This is a genomic window from Furfurilactobacillus cerevisiae (assembly GCF_048961765.1).
GTDB classification, from domain to species: domain Bacteria; phylum Bacillota; class Bacilli; order Lactobacillales; family Lactobacillaceae; genus Furfurilactobacillus; species Furfurilactobacillus milii_A.
Genome location: NZ_CP185254.1, coordinates 63,609 through 88,994, shown reverse-complemented (window position 1 = coordinate 88,994; position 25,386 = coordinate 63,609). Strand labels below are relative to the sequence as shown.

General features: G+C 43.0%; 33 protein-coding genes. 10 read left to right on the top strand and 23 right to left on the bottom strand.

Going from position 1 to position 25,386, the window contains the following annotated elements; translation table 11 throughout:
* Positions 1 to 97 precede the first annotated feature (97 nt).
* The 11 genes from ABUE36_RS14735 to ABUE36_RS14685 form a co-directional block, all read right to left on the bottom strand.
* Positions 98 to 1,189 (bottom strand): toprim domain-containing protein, encoded by a 1,092-nt coding sequence (locus ABUE36_RS14735; protein WP_421017527.1) that lies wholly within the window; start codon positions 1,187 to 1,189, stop codon positions 98 to 100.
* A gap of 110 nt (positions 1,190 to 1,299) precedes the next feature.
* Complete coding sequence (locus ABUE36_RS14730) at positions 1,300 to 1,599, bottom strand: hypothetical protein (protein ID WP_017262378.1); 300 nt, start codon at positions 1,597 to 1,599, stop codon at positions 1,300 to 1,302.
* Positions 1,600 to 1,610: 11 nt separating this feature from the next.
* Complete coding sequence (locus ABUE36_RS14725; RefSeq protein WP_421017526.1) at positions 1,611 to 3,068, bottom strand: hypothetical protein; 1,458 nt, start codon at positions 3,066 to 3,068, stop codon at positions 1,611 to 1,613.
* Between the two features lie 130 nt (positions 3,069 to 3,198).
* Entirely contained in the window at positions 3,199 to 3,396 is a 198-nt protein-coding gene (locus ABUE36_RS14720; RefSeq protein WP_017262376.1) for a hypothetical protein, read from the bottom strand.
* A gap of 14 nt (positions 3,397 to 3,410) precedes the next feature.
* Positions 3,411 to 5,624: a relaxase MobL gene (gene mobL / locus ABUE36_RS14715; protein WP_421017525.1), complete on the bottom strand. Its 2,214-nt coding sequence runs from the start codon at positions 5,622 to 5,624 to the stop codon at positions 3,411 to 3,413.
* Positions 5,608 to 6,075, bottom strand: a complete 468-nt coding sequence (locus tag ABUE36_RS14710) for a hypothetical protein (protein ID WP_017262374.1) — start codon at positions 6,073 to 6,075, stop codon at positions 5,608 to 5,610. The genes mobL and ABUE36_RS14710 overlap by 17 nt, the downstream gene beginning before the upstream one ends.
* Positions 6,076 to 6,633, bottom strand: coding sequence for a hypothetical protein (locus tag ABUE36_RS14705; RefSeq protein ID WP_421017524.1), 558 nt, complete (start codon positions 6,631 to 6,633; stop codon positions 6,076 to 6,078).
* Between the two features lie 6 nt (positions 6,634 to 6,639).
* Positions 6,640 to 7,449 (bottom strand): DNA/RNA non-specific endonuclease, encoded by an 810-nt coding sequence (locus ABUE36_RS14700; protein ID WP_421017523.1) that lies wholly within the window; start codon positions 7,447 to 7,449, stop codon positions 6,640 to 6,642.
* Positions 7,439 to 7,717, bottom strand: coding sequence for a hypothetical protein (locus ABUE36_RS14695; protein WP_017262370.1), 279 nt, complete (start codon positions 7,715 to 7,717; stop codon positions 7,439 to 7,441). Before ABUE36_RS14695 ends, ABUE36_RS14700 begins: the two co-directional genes overlap by 11 nt.
* A 32-nt stretch (positions 7,718 to 7,749) precedes the next feature.
* Positions 7,750 to 8,343, bottom strand: a complete 594-nt coding sequence (locus ABUE36_RS14690; RefSeq protein WP_421017522.1) for a hypothetical protein — start codon at positions 8,341 to 8,343, stop codon at positions 7,750 to 7,752.
* Between the two features lie 2 nt (positions 8,344 to 8,345).
* Positions 8,346 to 8,762 carry a hypothetical protein gene (locus ABUE36_RS14685; RefSeq protein WP_017262368.1) on the bottom strand — a complete coding sequence of 139 codons (417 nt, stop codon included), beginning with the start codon at positions 8,760 to 8,762 and terminating at the stop codon, positions 8,346 to 8,348.
* A gap of 391 nt (positions 8,763 to 9,153) precedes the next feature.
* Between ABUE36_RS14685 and ABUE36_RS14680 the strand changes: the two genes are divergently transcribed.
* The 4 genes from ABUE36_RS14680 (at position 9,154) to ABUE36_RS14665 (ending at position 12,214) form a co-directional block, all read left to right on the top strand.
* Positions 9,154 to 9,459 carry a hypothetical protein gene (locus ABUE36_RS14680; RefSeq protein ID WP_421017521.1) on the top strand — a complete coding sequence of 102 codons (306 nt, stop codon included), beginning with the start codon at positions 9,154 to 9,156 and terminating at the stop codon, positions 9,457 to 9,459.
* 99 nt (positions 9,460 to 9,558) lie between these two features.
* On the top strand, positions 9,559 to 10,782 hold the full coding sequence (gene istA / locus ABUE36_RS14675) for an IS21 family transposase (protein WP_003555353.1): 1,224 nt from the start codon (positions 9,559 to 9,561) through the stop codon (positions 10,780 to 10,782).
* Between the two features lie 9 nt (positions 10,783 to 10,791).
* Positions 10,792 to 11,529 (top strand): IS21-like element helper ATPase IstB, encoded by a 738-nt coding sequence (gene istB, locus ABUE36_RS14670; RefSeq protein ID WP_014386885.1) that lies wholly within the window; start codon positions 10,792 to 10,794, stop codon positions 11,527 to 11,529.
* 73 nt (positions 11,530 to 11,602) lie between these two features.
* Positions 11,603 to 12,214, top strand: coding sequence for a hypothetical protein (locus ABUE36_RS14665; RefSeq protein ID WP_421017520.1), 612 nt, complete (start codon positions 11,603 to 11,605; stop codon positions 12,212 to 12,214).
* Between the two features lie 21 nt (positions 12,215 to 12,235).
* Here the strand turns inward: ABUE36_RS14665 and ABUE36_RS14660 are convergent, their stop codons facing one another.
* From ABUE36_RS14660 to ABUE36_RS14610, 11 genes are all read right to left on the bottom strand, one after another.
* Positions 12,236 to 12,568 (bottom strand): hypothetical protein, encoded by a 333-nt coding sequence (locus ABUE36_RS14660; protein WP_017262365.1) that lies wholly within the window; start codon positions 12,566 to 12,568, stop codon positions 12,236 to 12,238.
* Between the two features lie 80 nt (positions 12,569 to 12,648).
* Complete coding sequence (locus tag ABUE36_RS14655) at positions 12,649 to 12,963, bottom strand: hypothetical protein (RefSeq protein WP_421017519.1); 315 nt, start codon at positions 12,961 to 12,963, stop codon at positions 12,649 to 12,651.
* 19 nt (positions 12,964 to 12,982) lie between these two features.
* Positions 12,983 to 13,972, bottom strand: a complete 990-nt coding sequence (locus ABUE36_RS14650) for a hypothetical protein (RefSeq protein WP_421017518.1) — start codon at positions 13,970 to 13,972, stop codon at positions 12,983 to 12,985.
* Complete coding sequence (locus ABUE36_RS14645; RefSeq protein ID WP_017262362.1) at positions 13,965 to 14,426, bottom strand: thioredoxin family protein; 462 nt, start codon at positions 14,424 to 14,426, stop codon at positions 13,965 to 13,967. Before ABUE36_RS14645 ends, ABUE36_RS14650 begins: the two co-directional genes overlap by 8 nt.
* A gap of 12 nt (positions 14,427 to 14,438) precedes the next feature.
* Positions 14,439 to 14,810, bottom strand: coding sequence for a hypothetical protein (locus ABUE36_RS14640; RefSeq protein ID WP_421017517.1), 372 nt, complete (start codon positions 14,808 to 14,810; stop codon positions 14,439 to 14,441).
* Positions 14,811 to 14,850: 40 nt separating this feature from the next.
* A complete protein-coding gene (locus ABUE36_RS14635; RefSeq protein WP_421017516.1) occupies positions 14,851 to 15,099 on the bottom strand; it encodes a hypothetical protein in 249 nt (82 codons plus the stop codon).
* A 26-nt stretch (positions 15,100 to 15,125) separates the two neighbouring features.
* Positions 15,126 to 15,485 (bottom strand): hypothetical protein, encoded by a 360-nt coding sequence (locus ABUE36_RS14630; RefSeq protein WP_421017515.1) that lies wholly within the window; start codon positions 15,483 to 15,485, stop codon positions 15,126 to 15,128.
* A 9-nt stretch (positions 15,486 to 15,494) separates the two neighbouring features.
* The gene (locus tag ABUE36_RS14625; protein ID WP_017262358.1) at positions 15,495 to 15,716 is read right to left on the bottom strand and encodes a hypothetical protein; all 222 of its coding nucleotides are present in this window, start codon (positions 15,714 to 15,716) and stop codon (positions 15,495 to 15,497) included.
* A complete protein-coding gene (locus ABUE36_RS14620; protein WP_421017514.1) occupies positions 15,716 to 16,162 on the bottom strand; it encodes a hypothetical protein in 447 nt (148 codons plus the stop codon). The genes ABUE36_RS14625 and ABUE36_RS14620 overlap by 1 nt, the downstream gene beginning before the upstream one ends.
* Before the next feature lie 273 nt (positions 16,163 to 16,435).
* A complete protein-coding gene (locus ABUE36_RS14615) occupies positions 16,436 to 16,852 on the bottom strand; it encodes a hypothetical protein (RefSeq protein ID WP_421017513.1) in 417 nt (138 codons plus the stop codon).
* Between the two features lie 830 nt (positions 16,853 to 17,682).
* A complete protein-coding gene (locus ABUE36_RS14610; protein ID WP_421017512.1) occupies positions 17,683 to 19,194 on the bottom strand; it encodes a primase C-terminal domain-containing protein in 1,512 nt (503 codons plus the stop codon).
* A gap of 774 nt (positions 19,195 to 19,968) precedes the next feature.
* Here ABUE36_RS14610 and prgP point away from each other — a divergent pair.
* The 6 genes from prgP to ABUE36_RS14580 all read left to right on the top strand — a co-directional run bounded on the left by prgP (position 19,969) and on the right by ABUE36_RS14580 (position 24,638).
* Positions 19,969 to 20,868, top strand: a complete 900-nt coding sequence (gene prgP, locus ABUE36_RS14605; RefSeq protein WP_017262353.1) for a ParA superfamily DNA segregation protein PrgP — start codon at positions 19,969 to 19,971, stop codon at positions 20,866 to 20,868.
* Positions 20,855 to 21,166: a hypothetical protein gene (locus tag ABUE36_RS14600; RefSeq protein ID WP_017262352.1), complete on the top strand. Its 312-nt coding sequence runs from the start codon at positions 20,855 to 20,857 to the stop codon at positions 21,164 to 21,166. Before prgP ends, ABUE36_RS14600 begins: the two co-directional genes overlap by 14 nt.
* Positions 21,167 to 21,541: 375 nt before the next feature.
* Positions 21,542 to 22,663 carry a recombinase RecA gene (recA, locus tag ABUE36_RS14595; protein WP_421017511.1) on the top strand — a complete coding sequence of 374 codons (1,122 nt, stop codon included), beginning with the start codon at positions 21,542 to 21,544 and terminating at the stop codon, positions 22,661 to 22,663.
* Positions 22,664 to 22,713: 50 nt separating this feature from the next.
* Positions 22,714 to 22,929, top strand: a complete 216-nt coding sequence (locus tag ABUE36_RS14590) for a hypothetical protein (protein WP_017262350.1) — start codon at positions 22,714 to 22,716, stop codon at positions 22,927 to 22,929.
* A gap of 22 nt (positions 22,930 to 22,951) precedes the next feature.
* Positions 22,952 to 24,259 carry a Y-family DNA polymerase gene (locus ABUE36_RS14585; RefSeq protein WP_421017510.1) on the top strand — a complete coding sequence of 436 codons (1,308 nt, stop codon included), beginning with the start codon at positions 22,952 to 22,954 and terminating at the stop codon, positions 24,257 to 24,259.
* A complete protein-coding gene (locus ABUE36_RS14580; RefSeq protein ID WP_421017509.1) occupies positions 24,252 to 24,638 on the top strand; it encodes a hypothetical protein in 387 nt (128 codons plus the stop codon). Before ABUE36_RS14585 ends, ABUE36_RS14580 begins: the two co-directional genes overlap by 8 nt.
* A gap of 42 nt (positions 24,639 to 24,680) precedes the next feature.
* On the opposite strand, the gene ABUE36_RS14575 is transcribed toward ABUE36_RS14580, so the two are convergent.
* Positions 24,681 to 25,367, bottom strand: coding sequence for an IS6 family transposase (locus ABUE36_RS14575; RefSeq protein WP_421017508.1), 687 nt, complete (start codon positions 25,365 to 25,367; stop codon positions 24,681 to 24,683).
* Positions 25,368 to 25,386 lie beyond the last annotated feature (19 nt).

The window sequence follows — 25,386 nt, the reverse complement described above, 5'->3', positions numbered from 1 at the left end:
ATTTCCATCTCCTGAATGATTTCTGCGTTACACCACGCATCATGAACTTTTACACAATGGAAACAACATTCGCCATCTCACGCAAAAAGCCGTGCTCTTAACGGGCACGACTCTTCGAATACATATTGTTATATCCTTGACTAATTTTGTGATCGAGTTTGGGATCTCTTTGAACTACAGGAACTTTAGCCAAGTCTGTTAAGAACTCTTTTGCCGAGAGCTGCGTATGCCCAGGTCCAAAACCACTTGTAAGTTGTTCGTTCCAATCTTTGCCCTTCAGCGGGACTTCAATCACGAGTTGTCCATACAAACTGTTGTATTGATCTAAATACTCCAGCTCGCCCATCTTTCCGGCATTATCGTTATCCAAGCACAAATGTACTTGTTTAAAAAGTTCCTGGTGATATTCTTGTGCATACCGTGACACTGTGCCGATTTTGCTCCCGGCTCCATCGAGACTAAGAAAAGAATTATTAGTTTGACTAAGTTCAGCAGCATGTAATTGAAAATAGGACAAAGCATCAATTGGTGATTCAAACACGTATAAATTATCTCCACCAGTGCCTGTCTCAAAATTAAATCCTGTATTAATACGGCTATCCATAGCATCTTTTTTTAAAGTGCCACGTCTGCCAAATTCTTTATGATCAATCCACGTTCCCTGCTGGTTTCCGCCCACTTCTTTACCGTCTTTATCAAACCATGCGAAAAAGGCCGCGTGGTTCTTCAGTTCACGAATATAACCGGCATCAATCATACTGGTGACCAAAATCGGCGAAAGCTTTCGCGTGTCTTGTAAGTATTTACGCACTTCAGAAGTGTCAGCTTGCCCGGGATAAATGTTTTGTCGATATGCAGTTCCATCTAAACGATTACCGCCATGTGAGCGACGCCCAACAACCGGCACAGCCTTAACATGTGATGAAGGATTTTGCGCAAATTCTTGCAATTTTTTCCAAGTTTCCGCCACGCTCAATCCTTCGTATTCCCGAATAAAATTGTATAAATTGCCGTCCTTACCCTGAGAGTTCCAGTTAAACATGTTATGCTTCAAATCCACAACTAAGGAATTATGATCACGCAGCTTTACAAAGTTTCCCCCAGCGTCATAGGGAATGCCAGAATAATCAAGATAACTTTTAATCGACAAATTAGCTAACTCTTTTGTGGAATAGTTCTGTCTGCGCATAAAAATTCACCTCTTGTTTTTAAAAACTCAAATAATACACACGACTGCTGAATCACAATTAACTTAAAAGATGAATGACTTTTGGCCATTCACCTTTTCATTTTTATAAATCAGCGTGCTATGGTTCTCCGTTGAACTCGACTTTGAACAACTTCTCGTCGGTGTTGAACTTCAAGATGTTTCACCAGGTCTGAAGCCGAGATGCCTGAATTCTGTACTGTCTTAACAGCCGTCACTCGCTCATTTAACGGTAATTGTTGGCTTAAATGATTAAACCGCTCGGTGCCTTCAATACCTGCGCGAATATATTCACGCTGATTGGGGTTTAACCCGTCAATCTTACTGAAGTCTACAGTGTGATGCATGTCATGCGGATCCATACCGTTCGATCGCGCTATTTTGTCATTCATCGTTGTCCCTCCTAACGTTTCGGTTGTGTTTTTGCTCGGTCAGCTAGCCGTGTTTGCTCTTGTCTAGCAAACTGAGGATTTTGCTTCATGTATTCTGCGCGTGATGGCGCGTGTTCAAGGTCTTTATCGACCGTTTTAACAACCTTACGCGCAAAATTGGCAGAGCCAATGTACACCCGTTTTCGTTCTTTTGGTGAAAGATCACCAATGGCCTTAGCCTGCGCTGCATTAAATTTAAATCCAGAATCGTTCTCCGTGATACCAGCGTAATCACGCACCATATAACGCGTCATCGCCGACTGGGCTGAACGTAAAGGATCTTCTTGCCTAATTGGATTAGGTACATGGTTCGTCACAAACGCATTTGTGACCGCGCCAAGCTTTGATGGCCAAGCCTTATCGCCAACATTATGTTGGCCCTGTGCAATACCTTCAGCAAAATAAAGAAGTTTTCCTTCAAATTGTTCGGCGGAATACATTCGTGTCGCTTCAAACTCAACCGGCTTGCCATTAACAGAATGATCAACAGGCTTAAAAACGGCCACAGACTTCAATTTATGATCACTAGGAAGCTTCAGTCCACCAGCTTCATAGACTTTCCGAGTCGCAAAATGCTTTCCCTCTGGATCAAACTTCATCAGTAAAGAACGATTCTCACGGCCATAGTTCAAAAGTGGACCAGTGTGACTGATTGTTTCTTCTAGAGCCTCAACTGTCGCCGTCTGATCGTTGAGGGCCTTGCCAGCACGCGCACCCATCCAATCTAATGCAGAGCGATCATTTTTTTCGCTTTGACCACGCGCCTTGTCAGTCTTTTGCACTGATTTTTCAGCAGCTGGAGTATCTATTGATTTTCCTTTACTTTCCCCTGAAGGTCCTGACTCGACATTTTCATTTACTTTCTCATTTTCCTGCCGTACTGTGCGTTCTACCGTAGTTTGCTTATCTGTCTGTGCTAATCTGGTTGCCAAACCAGCAAAATCACCAGGTTGATTAGACTCCTTTACTGAAGCAGCAGGGTTCACATCATGGACCCTTTCCTTACTTTGCCCAGTCTCTTTTGCAAACTCATGATCGAAACTGTACCCATATGCTGGCCATGCTGCAGAGACTGTGTAACCAGCTTCATCAAGCACTTTTTGTTGTGTTGAGTTCAAATGCTGGCCATCAGTAGTCAGAGCCATCTTTGTTTCCGGAGTCAGCAAAACCATACCGGTTTTGTCCAACGTCTTTGCCCAAAATTCATCGTCATAGCGACTTAAATCAATGCCTGGCAAGCCCTCAATCATGCGATGATCGTATGATCGCTCCATAGGTTCTTCAGGGTCCGAGCCCGAAATCATTGAACCGTCAGTCAGCAAATAGATTGCTTGACTAGGATCATCGGTCATGACATTGCCTTGATCCTCCACAAATTTCTTAATGGTGCTGTTTGATATTAGTCCATCTTGTTCTTTTTTTCCGACCATATTATTAAGCCCTTTCTATTTGTGTCAACAGCTGTAAACACTGTCAGAATAGGGTTCAATATTTAGTTCCGAACTTTCGCCAAGACAAAACAAAAAGGACAGCCATTGGCCGTCCTTCAACACGTATCAATTAACTTTTCTGGTTTGTTAGAATCTCTGTATGTGCTTCGTTAACTGCCACGACCATGTGGTCATACAAAAAATTCAATAATAGATCGTCAACCTTGACGACAATATCAATTTCATCAGCAAATAGCGTGACTACTACTCGATTAACACCGTTCTTTCCAGGAATAATATTTGTGATTATGCCAAGTTCACCATTCATCGTTGAACACTCCTTTACCGTTCAAAGCCTGTTTCAATTGCCAATGCTTCACGTCGATCATCTCGATCAATGTCATCGCCACTATCCAAATGATCGTTCATAGCCTGCAATTGTTTACGACAACTACCCTTAAGCTCACCAGCTAGGCCTTTAAATATGGCATGTTGGGCTTGATTGAAAGGCATTTGCTCACGGACATCCAGCGTTTTCTGCTGATCAACTTTCTTCTCATCAGACTCTTTTCGAGCTTGTGGGCCGTGACGGTTCAGATAATCAACATGCTTTATTTGCTGGAACAGACGATTGTTTTCGGCACGTAACTGCTGTTTTTTTTGAATCGTTGTTCCTGGTTGATCAATTCGCTGATTATTTAAAAAGACTTGGCTCTTAGTTTGCAATAATTCTTGATCTCGAACCAATTGTTGTCTGACACTGGCCAAATCATCGGTCGAATAATATGCCTTCAAACCAGGATCATCAGGAAAGTCACGTAACCACTGCTGTTCTTGTTTTAATGATCCACTGCGTGCACTGACAAGCTCTGGTGATGCATTGGACACCTGCAATACTCCAATTGGCGTCTGAGAGCGTTTCAACGCAGCCAATTCTTGGCTCTCGGCTTTTGTGCGCTTAAAACGCGGCTTCTTCTGCAAATTTACATATCGTAATTCTTGATTTAACCGGTTAGTCAATCGCTGTTGTAATTCATGATCACCTTCAGATGATTGTAAACGTGCTAACCGCGCTTCTATTGAAAAGCGTTGCTGTTCAAGATTCATCAGTCGCAAATGGTTCTTACGCAGTCCAAGTTCCAGCTTTAAACTGGCCGATTGATTACCTGGTTGCTGATCCTTAATCAATGCCTTTAATTCATCAATCCGCTGACTGTTAGTAAAAAAGTCGTCGTTCTCAACTTGCTGCGTCAGCTTAGATTTGGCCCCTTTTTGGTCATAGTTAGAGACGGTTCTAAAGACTTCATTCAGTAAGCGGTCATGAACCCGTTGCATTTGCCGATTTTTTGACGCTACATCAATCTGCCCATAGGCTGATTGTCGCTGTGCTAATTGGCGGTTAAGCGTCTGCGTCAGTTGTTGATTCAAGCCCTTCAGGTCATGCTCTAACAACTCATTAATTATGTCATCACCAATTTGGTGTGCTTCAGCAAAATCCTTTCGATGATTACTCGCACGCCATTTGCGTTTATCCGAATAATCTGGCAATACCAGCACTAACCGTTCCAGTTGTTGTTCAAGCTCTGTGTTTGGTTGCTGCAGGTCAGTTTTCATCGTAGACACCAAGTTTTTGCGCAACAAATTAATCCGGTCCTCAATCTCAATTTCCTGATCTCGATTATTGGCCAACTGTCGATGCACTTCACGTTTAAATATGTCAAACGAGCGTTTTGAGAAGGTTCCTTTTGGTTGCCCATCTTTCGTCAGCAACCTGGTATTGCGCTCTTGAGCAATAGCTAAATGAACATGTACATGATGTGTGTTCAAATGGATGTCCCCGAACCAGAAACTATCCTGCTGCAAATTTTCTTGGATCAGCATGTCTGGCATCGCTTTTTGAATAGCAGCCTTGAGTCGCCGTTGATCAACATGACCGTTTGTTGCATTGCGAACACCAATCCGTTTAAGAAAGTCATTGTCAAAACTGACAACACCTTGCCACATAATCGTGCCGTTTTTCTCACCGCGAGCAAGTCTCTGTCGCAACTGTTGTTCTTGATCACGCGTGATATTGAAATCATCCTGATCAAATGTTGGTAATCTCACCTGCCCAGCATGGGTGACTGAGTTTAATTCTTGATTGAAGCGAATTTCCTGTTGAGTTAAACGATAAGATTGCCCTTGATCCAGCTCACCTTGCTGTTTCAAAAGCTTTCGGCGCTGCGTAATCAGTAAATGTAATTGTTCCTGCAGCCGCATAGCCTGCTGTTGCTGCTTTTCTGGCAACTGATGAATTAAATCTTTTAATGTGTCCTGGCTGACGTCATCTTCTAGCGTTGTCGCAGGATTACGATCCATGTAGCCAATGTATCCAGCCCGAACAGCTTCAGAGTCTTCTTGGACATTTGGTCCCAATTCATAGTTAAGGTTGTAATCTGCCTTCATATCGACAGCGTTGTCACGCTCCATGTAATTCAAGAAGTTGGCTGAAGCCGCGTGAAACTGTTGTGTGTAGATTACATCCGGTCCATGTTGACTTTTATTTGCGTTTCGCATGATTATCAAGTCCTAACGTAATTTTTAAGTCAGCTACTTTATCACGTGGCATATTAATCACGAAATCTGACTTAATCATTTCGCCATCCTTGAAGGGCCGTAAATCATGTCTAACCGTACTGGCATTGATCCCCAACAATTCAGCAATTTCTCGATACCTTAAACCATAATTACGGTAAACGGTCGTTAACAGTCGCAGCCCTTCTTTTTGCCCATGACCTCGCCAGGCACGTCGTAACGGGACTGGTTCATCAGGAGAATTATTTTCAGACAAGCCCGCCCGAATACCCAGTAACAACGTTCGATTACGATCGACGCGATCCTGGTTCGTCTGATATTTATCAAAATCGACGTCTTCGAAATGGTTAAGGCGCCGCTCTGTGCCGACCATACGAAACCATTCTTCGTCTGCCTCAAGTTCGTGCAATTGGTGGATCATATCAATATCCATTTATTCCCCCTCATACTTTCTGCGTCGTTGTTGCTGTTTCAATAAAGCGTTGCGATTGGCATCTTCACGCACGACATGATGTAAATTTTTGTGGATCGCAAATTCAGTCGTGTCTTTGTCATACATACTTTCAATTTTTAAAAAGTTATCAGGGTCAGCACGCGTCAAAGTAACATTTGTCGCCATGGTTAGGTAATAATTTTCAGTAATTCTATCCATGATGGCCGTTAATCGACTGTCTAAGTGATCGCGAAGATCATCACCATCGATCCCTGAAATTGCCTTAGATTTGGCCACTGCATATCGTTGATTAGCCCGCTTGGGTGTCGCCAAAAAGATCTCGCCAAACGTTGCCAAAACGAAATTAAACAGTCCACTGTCAGAGAGCTTGCCGTTGTTAACATCAGTCCCCTGACTTCTGGCCCAGTCCTTTAATTGCGCAAACAATAAATCATTTTGCTTCGATAACAACACAGTGACACGACTCTCACTATTTTGAAGGCTATCTTCATGTTGCGTCGTTGGCAGCTTATTCTGCCGTTCAACTTGATTACTCATATTGCATCACTTTCCTTTGAAGTTCGGCGCATCAGCCGCCTGCGGAACCACCATCGCGTTATCAATCACGCTGCGACCCGTTAAATAATTGAACTTAACATTTGGCTGAACATTGAATAAAAAGACGTTATAGTTCAACGTGCCGTCTATGGACGCAGCTTGCATATGAACCCCTGCGGCCATTGTGTTAATGCCTTTAAATACTGGTGTAACCTGATAGACCACTTGTTTATTTGCAATCAAGGCCTTTTGGACCTTCTGTTCATATGGCCATTGCAATTCTTGATTTGTAAAGGTCGTTTCTGTGAAAAGGTTCTTGGGATTGTCTTGATCACCACTCTGCAAGTTGGGATTGTACGAGCCATCAACCGCAATCCCTTTCGACAACGAGTATGCAATAATGTGCCCACGATTAACGACGTAGGTCCCTTTGACTCGTTTTTGGTGCCAGCCGGTTGGATTAACCGTCTGCTGTTGCCTTAATGCGTCATTCGTGACGTTGGCTTTGCATAAATATCCGGTGTTACCGGTACTGGTTCGACCCATATTATCCAACGCTGCATATTGAACACTGTTCGCATGCCAACTGTTTGGATCTAATGTCGCCTTGCCACCGTTAACCTGGATGACCGGGTTACTGCCTGGTTGATACACCAGATTAGCTAAATTATTTGGATCTGCATTTTGCGACACTGGTTTGTTGACGGTCCCTAACTGCACATTTAGCGGCGGAAAATAGAAAAAACTTTTAAAGCCAAAAACAAGCGCAATACAAGCCAATATAGCAATTAACCAAATTCTCTTCTTACTCATCATTCCCTCCGCCATCAACCGTAATTGCTTCTAGCACAGCACTAGTCAGATCTACCATGTTTTCATTAACTCGATTGTTGCTAATCGTTAATTTATTAATTTGATCGCCGAAAAGGTGCAAATAAGCGCGGATGCTAGGGTCTTCGTTGCCATTAATTTCTCTTAATAAGATTGACGCAACGTAGGCACTTAAACTTGAATTGTTTTGACGAGCCTTGCTTTGTAACTGATTCTTCAATTCTGCCGATATTCGCACACTAATCGTCTCCATAGATGTCTCCTAGTTGGCTTCGCACTTTAGTTTTAGAAATCAATCTTGCCGCCACCAGGGTAATTTAAAGGCGTCAGCAAAATAACACGATAAATAATTTTTGATTTTTGACGGTACCACTTTCGTGGCTCGAATGAAGTCCAAGAGTTCCATTTTGTTGACGCTCGATACGGGATTAGCTCAATCGTTGGATGTTTGACAGTAGAGGACTGTCTCACAGCAAACGATTGCGATGTTGTTGTTAAATCTGAAAACGAGAACCCGTGCTCCTCTGTACTGTCCATTCTCAGTTTTCTTACGTATCCTGAGTGATCGCGATAGGTCACGACATCCTGATGATCATCAGTAAGCCCGTCGTCTTCAGCAACATCCCGTTTAGTCGCTATGGCCCCGTAATAGATTTTGGGACGTGAAGTCTTTACAACATTAATTTGATCACTGTCAGGAGTATCAACTGCAATTTTCTGACTCACAATGCCGCTAGTAACAGTCAGTGCCACCAGCAAAACAACTTCCAAACAAAATCCAAGCAGAAGTGGCAACCAATGATCTGTCACTATCGATCGCACAACTCCTACAGCAAAGCAGCAAAAACCGAGAATAAGAAAAATACTGGCTAGGCTCATTTTTATGCCTCACTTTCCTTGCTGATGCATTTCGGAAAAGCCAGCCCGGCGATTGAGGGCCGCCCGTCCGGCACCCGAGGACCGGCTGCAATGCCGCCATTGCTCGCCACACGACCGCAGCGCGCAGCAATCTGCTGTAAAGCTGCTGGCACTTGCATAACGGTTATCACGACACCATCCAGTGACACAATGAACAACGCATTATCGTAAACAATCCCTTCAGCCCCTGTTGGAGAACTTAAACTCAACTGACGCAGTACCCACTTTTTAAGTAAGCTGGACAATTCGGAAAATCTTAGACCACGTTCCCACATGTTCGTTGCCAATCGTTTTTGCGCCCGTTTATGTAAACCGAGACGCTGTTGAATACGCATTGAAGCATGACGACTAATTCGAATGGACTCAAAATAAACAGTCAAACTACCACCCCATTTTCAAAATCAGAGAAACCTGATCGACCAAGCTTGGCCGATACTTTACTCATTTGAGTAAAGTGAAGAAAGAGCATAAGGGAAAACGATGCACGCTTCGCGTTGCACCCAGCAGTGCTGGGGTTTTTCGGTGATGAACAAATCTTTCTCGTGCGCATGTTATGCACACTATTCAACACACCTTTTACCCACACAACCTCACACCTTTTGCACACTCGGAATATCCCATAAAAGTCAAAAATCTCCTAGCTTCAGACCCACTTAAGACAAAAAAATAATCATCACATCTCGGAAAATGTGGTGATTAGGTGATTTTAGACAGAGTCCATATACTGAATTTGAAACATCAAGTTTCAAACTAAAACAGGGGGAACTTATTATGACCAAAAAAGCTTACAGTGAACAATTAGAAGAAACAAAGACCGCTGATGAAATATGGACCGCAATTCAAAGCCATCAGATAGACGATCCAAAGGCCTTTCACTGTTCAGATCCAGAGTGTCATGTCAAACTAACATACTATGGTTGGTCGTCTCCAAAAGTATCACATCGCTTTACTTTGCAGGATGAAAGTCCAGAAGGACATCACATCCTTGGATGTACGACCGTCGGAAAGATCACCCAGAAGCGGCAAGCAAAGCAGGCCGTGGATTACGTAAATCATGCCGTTGCAGATCAAATGTAAAAGGCACCCGTAAAATGTAGGAAAACGGCAGGTTAGAACTGTTGGTTTTCCTACATTTTTTGTATCATGAATCACATCAGAGTGTAGGAGGAATTTGATGTGAGACGTGATTTAAGAGAAGGAGTGACGATTTACGTGACTGAAAATATTAAGCCTAACTTCGCCGAGATTGCCCGGCAATATAATGTTGATTATCGAACCGTTAAGAAAGCCTATGAGGAAGTCAAAGCTGGACTTAAGGGCCGACCAAGTGGTCGACCGAAACGGCCAAGTTTACTGGATCCATTCAAGCAAACCATCGATTCAAAGCTTGAACTAAATTGTTCGGCTGCTTCAATTTTTAAATTTATCCAGAAGAAGGGCTTTACCGGCAGCTATACCCTCGTGAAAGATTATTGTCGCCAAACCCGCCGAGAACGAGTTAAGAAAGCTACCATTCGGATTGAACATTCCCCTGGTCTCTCTGCTCAAGTTGACTGGAAAGAAGAAATGGCCCTAGTGAGCAGCGAGGGTGAGCTGTTTAAATTCAATATTTTCTTGTATGTATTGCCTTATTCAAAACTCAAATATATGACACTAACCTTTGATCGGAGCCAAGATACCCTCTTTTCTTGCTTACACGACGCTTTCCTTCATACCGGAGGTATTCCGACGGAAATCTGGTTTGATAATATGAAAACCGTTGTGGATCATACAAAATCCCAGTTTGGCCACGCTGTCTTTAACGAACGGTTCCACGAATTCTGTAAAGATGCCGGTTTCACACCAATTGCTTGTCGACCATTCAGACCACAAACTAAAGGTGCAGTTGAAGCCCTTGCTCGCACGGTTGAACGTTTACGGCCATACAATACTGAATTTGCTGATGGAACTGAGCTAATCGAACTAGTTCATATGCTCCGAGATGATCTAAATCATGAAACTTCGCAGGCCACGGACGAAGTCCCGTACCTGAAATGGTTAGACGAAGAAAAAGAGTACCTTCATCGCGTTCCAGTTAATCTCCTTGAACCATACTTCGAAGAAAACATTACCCGTGTCGTTTCGAAGGAGGCCATGATCAATTTCCGCAAATGTAAGTACTCAGTAGATCCGCGATACATTGGTTGTACGGTTGCTGTTGAAATCTCCAATGATGAGCAGCGCATTCACATTTATTATAACGGAGAAGAAATTCGTACGCACTCCATAACTACCAATTCGCTGAATTATGACCCCCAAGATCAGTTCAATATCCTCAAATCTGATTTGCTTAAAGGGCGGACAGATGAAGACATTTCAGCTTACATTCGTGAACATATGACTGATTACGACAACTTATAGGAGGCTACCATGACCACTAATAATCAAATTCTTTTAAATAATCTTGAGCGCTTAGGGTTAAACAAAATCCGTGAATACTTGCCGAATTACCTTGATCAAATTCACACTGATAATCTGTCATTAACTGAGGCGCTAATTGATTTAACTAATTCGGAACTCCAGAATCGACACGAAGGTCAGATTGCACGGGCCATTGGCCGTGCTCGGTTCCCCAATACAAAATCCCTAGATACATTTGATTTTAGCTTTCAACCCAGTATGAATCGCCAAGAGGTTCTGGAATTCCAGAATCTGGCTTTTATGGAAAAGTCTGAAAACTTAATCTTTATTGGCAATCCGGGAGTCGGTAAAACCCACTTGGCAATTAGTATTGGGATTGAGGCCTGTAAACAGGGCTGTCGGGTTCTCTTTATTAATTGTCATGAGCTGTTGATTAGATTGAGAGCAGCTTACGAAAAAGGACTGCTTGATCGATCTCTAAGCCGCTATTCGCGCTATGACCTATTAATTATTGATGAAATTGGGTATTTGCCAATTGGTCACCAAGAAGCTAACCTCTTATTTCAGCTAGTCAATGCCCGCTATGAAAAGCATTCAACGATCATTACCAGCAATAGTGATCTATCCGCTTGGGTTGATATTTTCCAGAACCCAACTGTGACAGCAGCCATTCTCGATCGCTTGGTTCATCATGTTCACGTAGTGAAGATCACTGGTAAATCTTACCGATTACGTGGCCTCAAGTAACTGCCGAAAACCTACATTTCTTTCTGCCGAAAACCTACATTTTTAAACTGCCCTTGACAATCAAACTGCAATCGTGTTCAGCAACCGTCCGACAACTGCCGTCTCTAAGGCTCAAAAGTCAAATACTAACGACCAATCCACAGACACGACTGAAACCAAGCAATCCAAAGCTAATCAGGACAAGCCTATAAGACACACCAAAGTTCATGTCAATGAATTGAATACTATCGTAGATCTCTTTAACAATTCGACATTTGATAATAATAAACTCTATCCTTTTAACTTTAACTTTGATGCCAATTCGCCCTTCGCAAGACGTTCGTTGCCAAACATGCACGGGACCGCTAGTCTAAACACTTTGTTTTGGAATCTGGCACAAAAGCCAGCAAAGAAAGAAGATTTTCATATCTATTACGGTCCGGCTCATTTGGCTAAGCCCAAATGGGGTACCGACGAACAACAGAAATCAGTTGTTCAGGTCATATTTGAAAATCACCCTAAATTAACCCTCTACACCCAAAAGTCAAAACTATCACGGGTCTTATACGGAGAAAATATTCAGCCATTGATCGACAAGCACACGCCCTTAATCGCGTATTTTGAAGGTACTTTCAATGATAAGTGGAAAGGCGTCAGCTTGACTCTAGCCATGTACAGAAGTCTCTTCTTACAAAAGGAAAACTAAATAGCTAAAACCGATGGCCAATTAATGAAAATATTTAATCTCTAATTTTGTAGCTTCAGACCAGGGCTTTTTATTGAAAAACTTGGACTCTCCACGCCAGTCAAGATAAAATTCAATGAACATCGAGCCTGTATTTAAAACATCCTGCCAGCCTTCAGGATCATCGTCTGAATACCAGCCAACATCGCCTAATGCGTCAAACGCTGATATGATTGAATTTACCAGAATATCATCCAACAGCAACTGATTCCTAACCCGATGCTTTTCATATTTAAGTCGATACTTCAAATCCAGATCATTACCTACAATGTCAAAATATTCTCGTGCAACTTGATCTAACTGTGCCTCATTCATGGCAATCATCCTTTCTCACAAAAGTGCTCAGAAACAAAAGGCACGGACACTCGAATTAGTAAGTGTTCGTGCCTCTTTAACTACATAAAAATTGAAATCAACGACAAAATGGATACAGGAATCATCATCAAAAGAGCAATCCAATCCATTCTTTCAGCTAACTTGAAATCAACCATTTCAGTCACATTATTTTGGTGTTGTTTAACCTCATGCTTTGCAATTTTAAGATCTAAATCGGCAACCTGAAAATCTACAATAAGCAGTATCACAAACAAATAGGTTGTTGATTGATTAACGACCTTAGTGAACATAACAATGAAGCCAATACTTAGACCAATACCAGCTAGGTTCAAAAGGGCGCTGTGTCGTAATTTCTGCCGTATCCCATCACTCAATCGCAAAGTGCACCTCCGTTTATTTAACCGTGCTGGCACTAACATCAGAACCAAACTTATATTTGCCTGACCGCACATCATCAATTTGTTTCTCATACAACTTGATCTGATGACGTGACGTCTTTTGTGTCTTCTGCGCATCTTTAATGCTGCCTTTTTGCGTTTTAATATCCGCCCCTGGATCAGAACTAGCTGCCGTGCTGCTGTCACTGACCTGGTATTGGCTATCTTGGGCTGCTGAGTCCTCTTCATGACGATCTGCAATAATTTGGTTTTTATAAGCCGCAATCAGTTTGTCCTGTTGTTTAATCGACTTTCTTTCGCCGACAATGGACTTTTTCAGAGAATCAACCGCATAATCCGTACGACTTCGTGCTTGCAACTTGTTGTCGATAAAGCCCTTACGTTCATTGATAACAAACGTCGCCTTCGAAGAAGCTACAGCAGGTTTATAGCTCGAAGAACTGCTCGATTCTGCACCGCTCGACTGTGAAGAAGCCTGTTGTTGCAACGCTTGAATATTTGGTTGTTTACTCGTGACAATAATTTGAATCCCTTGGTACCCAGGCTTTAAATGCTTCAGTACCAAAATAAAGTTGTTGTTGGCCAACGGTAGCAATTCATAACGTACGCCTTGTGGCACCATCGTGGACACTTTAAAGTGAATAAACTCTGGATCAACAACTTGGGCAGTGGTGCCACTCAGTGACATACTAATAACCATGAATTGTTGATTCTGATTATACTGTCGAGATTGTAGCGTAATATTGGCAGCCCCATTTTGCCCACCCACTTGCTGAGCTGTGCCGAGGGCACTGTCTGGAAAACGAGTGATTTTTGGCACCATACGCGTGTTAATTACTAATCCAATCATGATGCCAAGAATAATCGCTGGTAATAAAAATTTCCGTAACCGGAAGTGATCTTCCAACCACTGATGAACCCGCCGCAGCCACGCCTGATACCGATGAACGCCTTTGGTGCAGATGTCAATGAATTGTTTAAACATGCAACCACCCCGCTGCAATCACCGTAGGTCGTATCCCAAAGATTTTTTTAATCTTTTTGCGATCGGTGCCTGAATACATGCGCACCGGTCTTCCGTGATCACGCCATAGGATTTGTGGCTGGCCTTGCTTCAAGATCATAAATGTTGGCGTATGTCTAACCCCGAAACGTTTAAAATACTGTTGGTCATCTTTAGACGTAGCTTCGACAAACACCGTCTTTTGGGAAAAAGCACCCATCTTAACTAGTGTCTGAACCGACCGACAATCTGGACAACCATGTCTTTTAAACACCACAACCGTTGCTTTGTCTGTTCCTTGGACGACTCGGCCAATTGCTGACGGCGAAGAGGTTTTCATCTCTTGCGTAACAAAATTAAAACTGACAGCACTGAAACCAAGCATCAGCAGAAGTCCCACAAATACTACTAACGTCTTCTTTTGATATTTAGTCATGTCCCTTCCCCCTTAATGACCAGACTCAGGATTGAGCGTATATAGTACCGGGTCAATCGCGATCCCAGAAGGTCGTATGACCGTTAAGTTGCGTCCGGAAATCACTTTATGAGCCGGATAAAAGTCCAGGCTTAAACCAGCCGTTAAATCATCACGTAACTTGCGATAGTTTTTGTTATGTCGAAGGTCGGACCAATTTAAACTGAGATTTTGCTTGCGCCATTCACTCGGTAGATAACCCTCTTTAAGTGCCCACATGATCGCGACATCTTCAGCAGGGCTAACAATAACCGGTTCATCAGCAAGCGCGTCATACTTGAACGAAACCACATAACACAGTTTGTTCAAACTATGGGCAGGCGTTTTATTTTTTGCTTTAAACATCTAATCCCTCCGTTAAAACAATTTACGCACTGACATCACATCATTTGATTGCTGCCGGATCCGCTGGTTCTGGACTCGCACCACCTAAATAATGGTTTTCTAATTCATTCAGTTCCATAGCCGTGACCGTTGCCAAGATCCCCTGATGCTCAAGCGATGTTTTCTGTGCGAGGGCAATCGCATAATCGTAAGTGGCCAAATATAGGTACAGCTGTGCACCATGTGGTGAACGGCTCGTATCACCACTCACAATAAAAATCGGCCGTTCTTTAATTGCATCTGCTAACATAATTTGCCTTTCTGGGTTTCAACCCATTATCGATATGGAATCTTGTCTTCCGTGGTGGTGCCATTTGTAAACCAACTGCCAGTCTGAGTAGACCGAATCATTAAAAACTGTTGGTGATTAGAGGTCCGTTCATATTGGACATAAACACATTGTGTCCCGTCACTTTGCTTAGCTCTTGACACGTTGTTAATACGAGCATCAGTCGGCAAATTATATTCGGCCGTTGGCGACGACTCAGGTCGACCTGTCGACCAAAGATCAGAACTGACATTGGAAATAGCTACAAAAATCAACATGACCATCACTGCTGCCAGCAAACCCGATATAATTAACGTTCGTGTGCGCCCTGGCAAATAGCGCCGTAAATTTAAAGTCTTTACCTGCATAGTCTCTCCCTAAAATCCCAGACGCGGCCAGTGCAGCGTGGGCAAAACCGCAAAAATCACGACCAGAATCAACAAAACTACGATGATTACTAGTGCAACATTGGCTGCCCATTTCATAAACACACGCTCACGTGGAAAGTCGGCTAATTTGCCTTGAATCTGTTTCTGCTTTTCATGTTGCACATAGGCGGTTCGACTAATCTCATAAATTGGTCGCTGTTTAATGATCATCACGCGTCACCCGTTACCTGCTTATTAGTCTTGTCACGACTAGATCGTCGTGAATGCTGATCTAGATGTTCCTCAGCCGTTTTCAACAGGCTCAGTTCCATTTGTTCATCCGACAAGGCCTTAACAAATTCAAACACCGGCAACGCCGGACCATTGATCTGTGAAATAACACAGTCAATATACGGTAAACGATTCGGATCAATGGGTGCTTGCCCTTTGGCATTGATGCGCTGCGATTGACTGACGATCGCATACACACACACCACGCATAATTGACCAGTTTCATCAGGAGCCACCGCTAAGACGCCAGCACCTTCAGTCCAGCGCCGCATCTCTTTTTCTTCAACAGAAAAAATCGACTTGAGCACTGTCGGAACCCGCCAATAAATACGATGATCCCGATCGATAATGCCCGACTGACCCATCTTGAATCCATAGGCGATCATGATGCGGCCCCCTTATTACCGTGATACAGCCCTTGACGCGCGAGCGTCTCTCTTACAGCCGGTCGGCTCTGTGCAGTCATTCTCGCAACGGCACGAATACTGTGTGTTTCAAACCAGCAAAAACGGACATAATTCGAATCACGTGCTAGCCTGTTTGGCGAACCAAGCCAAATTTGCCGACCAAGCCGCTTGATAGCGTTACATTCAGAGCAATGTTCATCGTCGTGCTCGGAATCAAAAAATTCAGGGTGGTCACGCAATAAACGTTGTAAATCACTGATTGATGGCATGTTGTCCAGTCCCCTTTGCTGCTTCTCGCTCCAAATACACGTACTGCTCGTCAGCTTTCCAAGCATGGCCAAAATCTGGTGAAAAATACACTGTCCCAATGACTGGTTTTAAATACCGCAAAACGCGCGTTATATTTTGCTCAAATAACGATGATGCGGACTGACTCAGCCCAATCGCCGGCGACTCACGCAAATAAGTTTTAAACGTGATTCTCGCCCACTCTCGTGATCCACGAGCATGATCAAGGACGGTTACTTTAAACATCACTGACCCCCGGCGAAAATAACCGACACGAGCCCGATACTGCCAAAACCGCTCACCAGCATCCTGATCATCAACCGTCTTCACGAACCCAAACTCATGCAACCGAACCGCTGGAATATATGCTTTAACGATCATAAAAATCCCCTACCCCTTCGAACCTGTTACGACTGCCCAGAATGATGACGGTAAAAACCGCCTTTGGCGACACATTCTGTCTTGCTGATCCTCAAACATGAAGGCACTAAAAAAGGGACTGCCAACGCTTTCACGTCAACAGTCCCGATGAACCACTGCATACACTCACACTCCAATTAACAGTTAACACACTCGGCAAAAGACATCCGGGGAATAGAAGCCAACACAAGCTCTGGGGGGAACTAGTCGCCTCATGTGTTGCTAATTCACAAACCACTGCATCAACGTGTCCTCAAAGCCTATCTAAAAGCATTTCGGTGCACTACGACTAAGTGTAGAAAGTTAGTGAATTAACTGCTAAAATAGAAGTGCTGTTGCTTACAACAACAGCGATCAGGAGTGCTTTCATGAAAACGTAGTGAAGTACGTTTTCGTGTCAACCAAGCTCTGCAATTCTGGTATTACCAGTACCCTTATTGCATCTTGGAGCACCCTTTTTTTAATGCCCTCGTGTACGAGGACCAACAATTAATTACGCAAAAATCGTAGCACGTAAAAAATTATTAAGCAATCACCAAATTTTAATTCATCTCACAAACCATGCAGTTTAAAGCCTTGACTGCGTCACTCAATTATCATAAAAACATTTATGCAATGACGGTCAAAACCCCGAAACAACAAGATTTACAATAAGAACATACGTTCGATAACCACATCTTTAATATACGCCCAGCATGCATAAAACGCAATCGTAAATTTTTAAACACGCGTGTCAACCAAGCAAACTTTCTAAGACATAAACCCGTTAATGGCAATTTAGAGCACAAATTTTACGAGGTTAAGATTGCCTCTGGCACATCAAATAAATCTACTGCTTCAGCAACGGGTTCAACAGCGTCCGGTTGGCGATACTTTTGAAGCTGGTCCTGGACATAGGCCCACCAGTCACTGGCGACCTTCAGACGCCGCGTCATGGCCGCTGTTAGAAGCATACTAATGGTTGCTAGTTCAGGCGCTTGTGAGCCTTTACCGGCCCGCATGATCAACTGTCCAGATTCACGTAGTTGCTTCAGAACTTTGTTCAGCGACCCAGCCGAGATCTTCAATGCATCACGAATAGCCCGTGTACTCAACTGTACGCGGGCTTTCCCCTGTCCTCTGGCATTAATGAATTTTAAAACGTCGACCGCCCATTCAGACACATGTGAATAAGACCGCTCATTACGTGGCTTGGCGAACTTATACCAGTTACGACGATCAACGGTTTTAGCTACTTCAGGCACGTCCCAGGCTTCTAGCAGCGCTTGGATATAATCCTTACGGGCACCAGCAAACTTACCGCTATAAGCGTCTCTGACCACTAGTTCAACGGCTCTTGCAGACAAAGGCAGCTCCAGACGTTCGTTAAATTCAATCAGTGAAACTAACGCAGCCTCTTCAGGGACGTTTGATGAATAGTTGGCCAACGCCAATGTAAACAATGTATTGTGCCGCCCAACATCCTGTCCACAGTCCGGACTAACGGCGGTACAACGAATTAAGCCCTGGTACCAGGACTGATCAATTTGTCGACGAGTAACCCGCCGAACACTATGTAAACCAATTTTGACCAGCTTGGCTTTTTGAGCTGCTTTCGTTTGTCGCATACTCCAGGACATCAAGTCATCAAAGGAATAGGTGCTGGTTGGATCAAACCAGATCGTATTCTGGTTAGTTGGCATACGAAATACACCTAACGCAGAGCAATGCAAATCAACGTTGGACAGGCTTTTTGATAGATACAATTTTAAATTATCAGCAATCTTCTCGGCCGTTGCGATCACAGGCATTGATCCGCTCTTACGCTTGGCCACAAACGCCGGCTCCTTGAGAACATAATAGATCTGATAACCACGATCAGTCTTCAGCATGAGCGTTGGGATCCCAGTGCCGCCTAACGTGTCCAAGACACTGGCATTATTAACATCTTCAGCATGCTTGTCACGTTCGTTAGCGTCTTCAAAATCCACGTCCACCACGAACGTGTTGATCTGGCTGATATTAGTTTTGTCCATGCCACGTAAGCTGTCTCGGTCACCATTGTAACCAAGCCAGACATGTGTGTTCGGCGTCCAGTGAGTGAACTCAGATTGGTGTTGTTGCAAGGCTTCAAGTGACGTCATGACCAAGCCATGACCACGTTTAAGCTGGCCCTTTGACCGAAAAACGGCCACAGCACCCTTCTTATCGTTGGTTTCAGGAACCAGCGACACCACTTTCTTGCTATGTACTTGTTTGTAACGGTGCAGTGAATCATGCAAAATCAGCTCAACTGCGCCCCATGAATTGTCGTAGGAAGGCATAGTTTGCCCTTTCCGCGAGCAGAAAAATAGCCTGCTAAATAAACCTAGCAGGCTAAACTATTACGGAGTATACACAAAACCATTCTGTATCCTTAAACGTATTCGACAAATTATGATTGCTAATAGATTTGGTCGCCAAAACAAAGCTATTAACGATTGCTGTTGGATACTCCGAAAGTGCTCACTAAATTTTTTAATGATATTAAATTACAGTCAATGTACATCGCCATCAAAAAAAAGTAAAGAACAACTTCAGCTGAGAAATATAGTTCTCAGCAAATGAATTGACAGTTTATATCAATCGAATTACAATGACTATTGAAAAGTTTCGGACTATTCTTGTCGCCAAACTTGAAGACCGAAACGATAATTTAGCTGTTGGGTACTCTTAAGTGCTCATACACCGACTTCTAAGGAAGTCGGTTTTCTTTTTGCTCTTAAAACAATCAGTGATTTCTTTTACACCATGAGAATACAACTTTATATCCTTGTTGTAAACACCTTTTCACACAAGTATACTTTTGTTGAGATTAGTATACTTGTGTACTTATCCACTCGTATACTAATCGACTAATCCACTATTGTACTAAGGCACTAATATACTTTTCCATTAGTATATTAGTGGAAAAGTATACTTTATAATGTGTTGATATTATGCCTTTTACATAAAAGTATACTTTTGCTATTTTATGTTGACAAAGGGTAGGGGAGTGTTAAACTCAAGTCATAGCAAAAGTACACAAGTATACTTGTGTACTTACGAGGAGGGATTTTATGACTTACGTAATTGCCCTAAGTAACCAAAAAGGTGGCGTTGGCAAAACGACCAACAATGTCATGTTCGCTATTACTGTAGCCAGCGTGTTCAAAAAGAAAGTTTTACATATAGATATGGACCTGCAAGCCAACAGCACATTCATGCTCGGTCTAACCTTTAACCGATCAGAATGGCCAGCATCGATTACTCGCTGTCTTGAAGATCGAGATCTCAGCGAAGGCATCGTTCACCTTACCGATAACCTGGATGCAATTGCCGGTGATAAAGACTTTCGTAATTGGAGCACCTGGTTGGCCGATCATGTTAAAGGTGTGCACAAACGGACTTTTTACTTCAAAGAACTTTTGGATAAAATCAAAGACCAATACGACTACGTTTTCATCGACACGCCACCGGCAACCGATATCAAAGTCGATAACATTATGGTGGCCACAAACTACGTTATCGTCGTCCAAGAAACAAAACGTTTCGCTTTTGAAGGATCTAAAGATCTTACCAGTACGTACCTGCAAACTTTGTATAATGACTTCCACGATGAAATCGATATCCAGGTAGCAGGTGTCCTGCTGGTCCTCTTGGACCGGAGTCATCCGGTAGAACAAAAGATCGTGGATAAAACGACGGAATACTTTGGTCAGCAATACATCTTTGATCAGATTATCAAAAATCATCAGCGTTTGGAAAACTACGGTGAATACGGTGTTCAGTTTGATGATTGGCATGACAATCGCATGTTCTCTATTTTCTCTGATCTTTTCTGTGAGTTAAAAGAACGGATTCATCTCTTTGAAACGACTGGTGATATTCCAGAAGATTATCAGTATTCTGCTCAATACATGCACGGAAATCGACTAACCAAGTTAGGAAAGGAGCTGGATCCACATGGCCTTGATTAAAAAAGATGCCGATGCCTTCAACGTTGATGTTGATAAACGAGTCAATACAGATCGCTTAGCTAATCAGAATACAACGCCCTCCCCTGCTAAGAAAGTCAACGAGTATTCAGCCTCCCAACGCAAGAGCTTGCGTGTTGATCCACCAGTTTATGAAACGCTGAAAACAATTGCTTACATTAAGGACATTAAAATGTACGAACTCGTTAATGAAGCAATTGAAGATTACAAGACTAATCAGATGTCAGCTCGCGAACGTGAGATTTTTGATACTATGCAGCGCACTAAAGATGCTAAGTAAATCAGTAAGGACGCCATCAGGTGTCCTTTTTAGTATACAAGTGGACAAGTATACTAATGTACTTGTCCACTTGTATACTAAATTCAAAATAGATAAACCAAAAATGCATTAATGGAAAAGTATACTAGTACACTTTTCCATTAATGCATTTTTGATAAACTTCAGCCAACTATGTTCTAACCGAATAGTTTTGAAGTCTATGTGGTTATATTTCGATTTAGTGGATTAGTATACTTTTCCGCTTATCCATTAATCCACCAGTATACGAGTATATTAGTGGATTTTATTTTTATATTTTTAGGGAACACAGGTTCTTAATTCTGTGATATACTTTCGTTGTTCAAAACATATGTTCGTGTTTTAGGAGGAACAGCAATGGCAAAATCTAAGTCAGCAGTTCTGGAGCAGCCCGTGTTCATCAGTTTAGATGACGCAAAAGGGCGTGCAACTTCACTAGATAAAGCACTAACTAAAATCAAAAAAAGCTTTGGTGACACGGCCGTTATCAAAATGAGTGATAGTGCCAACTCAAACATTGAACGAAATAGTTCCGGTGTCCTATCAGTAGATCTGATAACTGGTGGCGGTTTCCCCAAGGGAAGGGTGGTCGAAATTTTTGGCCCCGAATCTTCAGGTAAAACGACTCTTGCCTTACATGCCGTAGCAGCCGTTCAAAAAGCTGGTGGCATGGTCGCCTACATTGATGCCGAGAATGCCTTGGACGTCTCATACGCCCGCAAACTAAACGTTAACGTAGATGATTTATTACTATCACAACCCGACAGCGGTGAACAAGGTTTGCAAATCACCGATGAACTTGTTGGCTCAGGCGCAATAAGTCTCATCGTTGTAGATTCAGTTGCTGCCCTAGTACCGCGAGCTGAAATTGAAGGTGAAATGGGCGATGCTCATGTTGGACTACAGGCCCGTCTTATGTCACAAGCACTACGTAAACTGGCCGGAACGTTGAACAAAACCAATACAACAATCATCTTCATTAATCAGATCCGTGAAAAAGTCGGTGTCATGTTTGGTAATCCAGAAACAACACCCGGCGGACGAGCATTAAAGTTCTATTCAACTATTCGTCTGGATGTCCGTAAAGCCGAGCAATTAAAAGACTCATCTGATAAAGAACACCCCGTCTATGGCAACATGACAAAAATCAAAGTCGTTAAAAACAAAGTTTTCCCACCATTCAGAACTGCTGAAGTTCAAATGTTATATGGTGAAGGAATTTCTCGCACGGCTGATATTTTTCAACACGCCGTAGATCTCGACTACATTGAAAAATCAGGCGCTTGGTATTCATATGATCATGAGCACATTGGTCAAGGTGTTAAAAACGGTGTGGATTGGTTACGACAACACTCCGATATTGAACAGCAACTTTACGACCGCGTAATGGCACATTTTGATTTAGAACCCAATCCTGATAAGCCAGAAGCAGTGTCATCTAAGAAATCTAACGCACAAGTAAAGTTACCCACCAAATAAATTCAACGTGTGCTCAGAATGCGTTTATACCACGTCTTTTAGAGGATATTATGCAATTAACAACAACAGATCAACGCTGGTTAGCACAATTATTGTGTTGCCCACCAGGTGCACATTTTACAATGCAAAGCTTGCCACTTTTTCGTTATTATGCCGATCGCCCAGATCTTCAAACGAGACTGCAGTCTGATTTTGAAGACTGGATTGAGCATAGCGGACGCAAATACGTGGTCAAAACCTATGAAGATTACGCCCGCATTAATTAATTTGTAGGAAGGGGACTGTATTATGGACTACGACTATGACGTTGAACCGCACGGCGTATATTTTTTAGTGGATAATAAGTCCTTTTACTGCAGCGTAGAGGCTTCTCTACGTGGATACAACCCGCTGACTGTCAACATGGTAGTCATGAGTGAACAAGAAAACACCAATGGCGGTCTAATCTTAGCAACTTCTCCTGAAGCAAAAAAACGATACGGGCTCAAAGCCAACGTATCTCGCCAACGTGATTTGCCCCAAGATGAAGCTTTGATTGTGGTGCCGCCGCGCATGAACCTATACATCAAACGTAACTTACAAATTAACGATATCTTCAGGCGTTTTGTTGCCGATGAAGACTTATGGCCATACTCAATCGATGAATCCATTCTTGATATGACTCATTCATGGCGGTTATTCGGAAAAACACCGCTAGATGTCGCCAAAAAAATCCAACGCACCGTGCACGAGGAACTAGGTTTATATGTAACTGTTGGAATTGGTGAAAACCCAGTTCAGGCTAAGATTGCCTTAGACGTGTACGCCAAGCATCAGCCCAGTCTAATCGGCATAATCAACTATCAAAATGTCCCTGACAAAATTTGGACTATTCAAAAATTAACCGATGTTTGGAGCATTGCTGATCGAACGGCTAAGCACCTTAACCGGCTTGGCATTCACAATATGTACGAGCTGGCACATTACAGTCCGTACAAACTAAAAGCTGAGCTGGGAGTTATTGGATCTCAGCTGTTTGCGTTATCCTGGGGCGTAGACCGAACGCAAGTCAGTAAACGTGTACCGGTAAAGTCATCCAGCATTGGTAACTCACAAGTCCTACCACGTGATTACAGCAAGCAATATGAAATTGAAACTGTGATCAAAGAGATTGGTGAACAGGTCGCCGCACGTTTACGCAGTCATCACAAAACAACGGCCAGTCTATCACTAGGTATCGGCTTCTCCTACGCTGCCAGCGAAGCCACTGGTCGCGGCGGTTTCCATCAACAATTACGCATTGATCCGACTAATGACAATAAACCCATTGTAGCCTCTCTAATTAGCATGTTCCGTGAACAATGGCAGGGTGAAATCATTCGCAACGTCTCGGTGTACACAGCACGTTTTGCGCCTTCTAATGTGCAGCAACTAGACTTGTTCAAACAGCCTGAAGACCAGGTACGCAATGCTGACTTTGAACGCGTAGTGGATAAAGTACGTCAGAAGTTTGGCTTCACTTCACTTGTTTTCGCACGCAGCGCAATCAAGGGCGGCACTGCAATCAACCGTGCGTCACTGGTTGGTGGTCATAACGGAGGTAACGCTTATGAGTAATGAAGAACCCTATGACCCAGATTTAGTAAAGGAGTTCTTTCACCATGACTACGTCGATCGCGGCATGCTTAAATGGCAAGGCTACTATCTTAGTGATCACACAGCTCAACTGAATAAACAGGCAAAAAAAAGAGCTGAAGTCATTCAACCCAAAACAATTATGACACCGGCAGAGATTGGTCAAATATTGCAGTCTGCCTTCGCCAATAATTATGCTGTACGATTGCAGCTGTACAGTAACGCTAGTGATGGACACTTGCAACCAGCTGTGGTTGGTCATATAGCAGGTTATTATGAAACGCAGATTATACTTAAAGATGGTCAAAAAATCGACCTGTTAAACATCAGAAATGTAAAAAGGGTTCTGGTGCAAAGTTGAAATTAAGCGTAGATCAAAGTGACTGTGTTTAGTGGTTGTAGCCTATGCCGCTAACAATTGGTCGACTTCTTGATACGCTGAAAAGCCGAAGAGGCCTAGCTTCTTTCGGCTTTCTTTGTGTATCGCATGCATGGTTTCAATGCCGTATAATGTCCTAGCTGCTGTCCGAGTGCTCTGATAACTTGCGGAACGAACTTGTTGCCGCTTAATAAAACGGTGATCTTGCTCAATCAGATTATTGCGATATTTGGAGCACTGATGCACACCTTTGTGCAGATAGCCTTCCCTAGTAAGCTTTTTAATTGCCTTTAGGGTCGCTCCGTACTGATCAGTCACTAATCGATGTGGAAGACCATAGGTCTTTAAAAGGCGTTTGAGAAAACGATAGGCCGAGTTAAAGTCACGCTTCTTGCGCAGTTGAAAATCAAGCGTAAGACCTTGATCATCAATGGCACGGTAGAGGTAATTCCATTGACCTTTGATCTTGATATAGGTCTCATCCATACGCCAACTTTTGGAAGTGCGCCGATGGCGCTTACGCCATAGAGCCCGCATAATCGGTGAGTAATGTTGTACCCAACGCATGAGGGTTGTGTGATGCACGAAAATACCACGGTCGCGCATCATTTCAACTAGATCTCGATAACTGATGTTGTAACGCAAGTAGTAGGCTACGGCAAAAGTAATCACTGATTGATTGAATTGCCGTCCTTTAAAATGATCAGTCATCTGAAAACCTCCAGTTTCA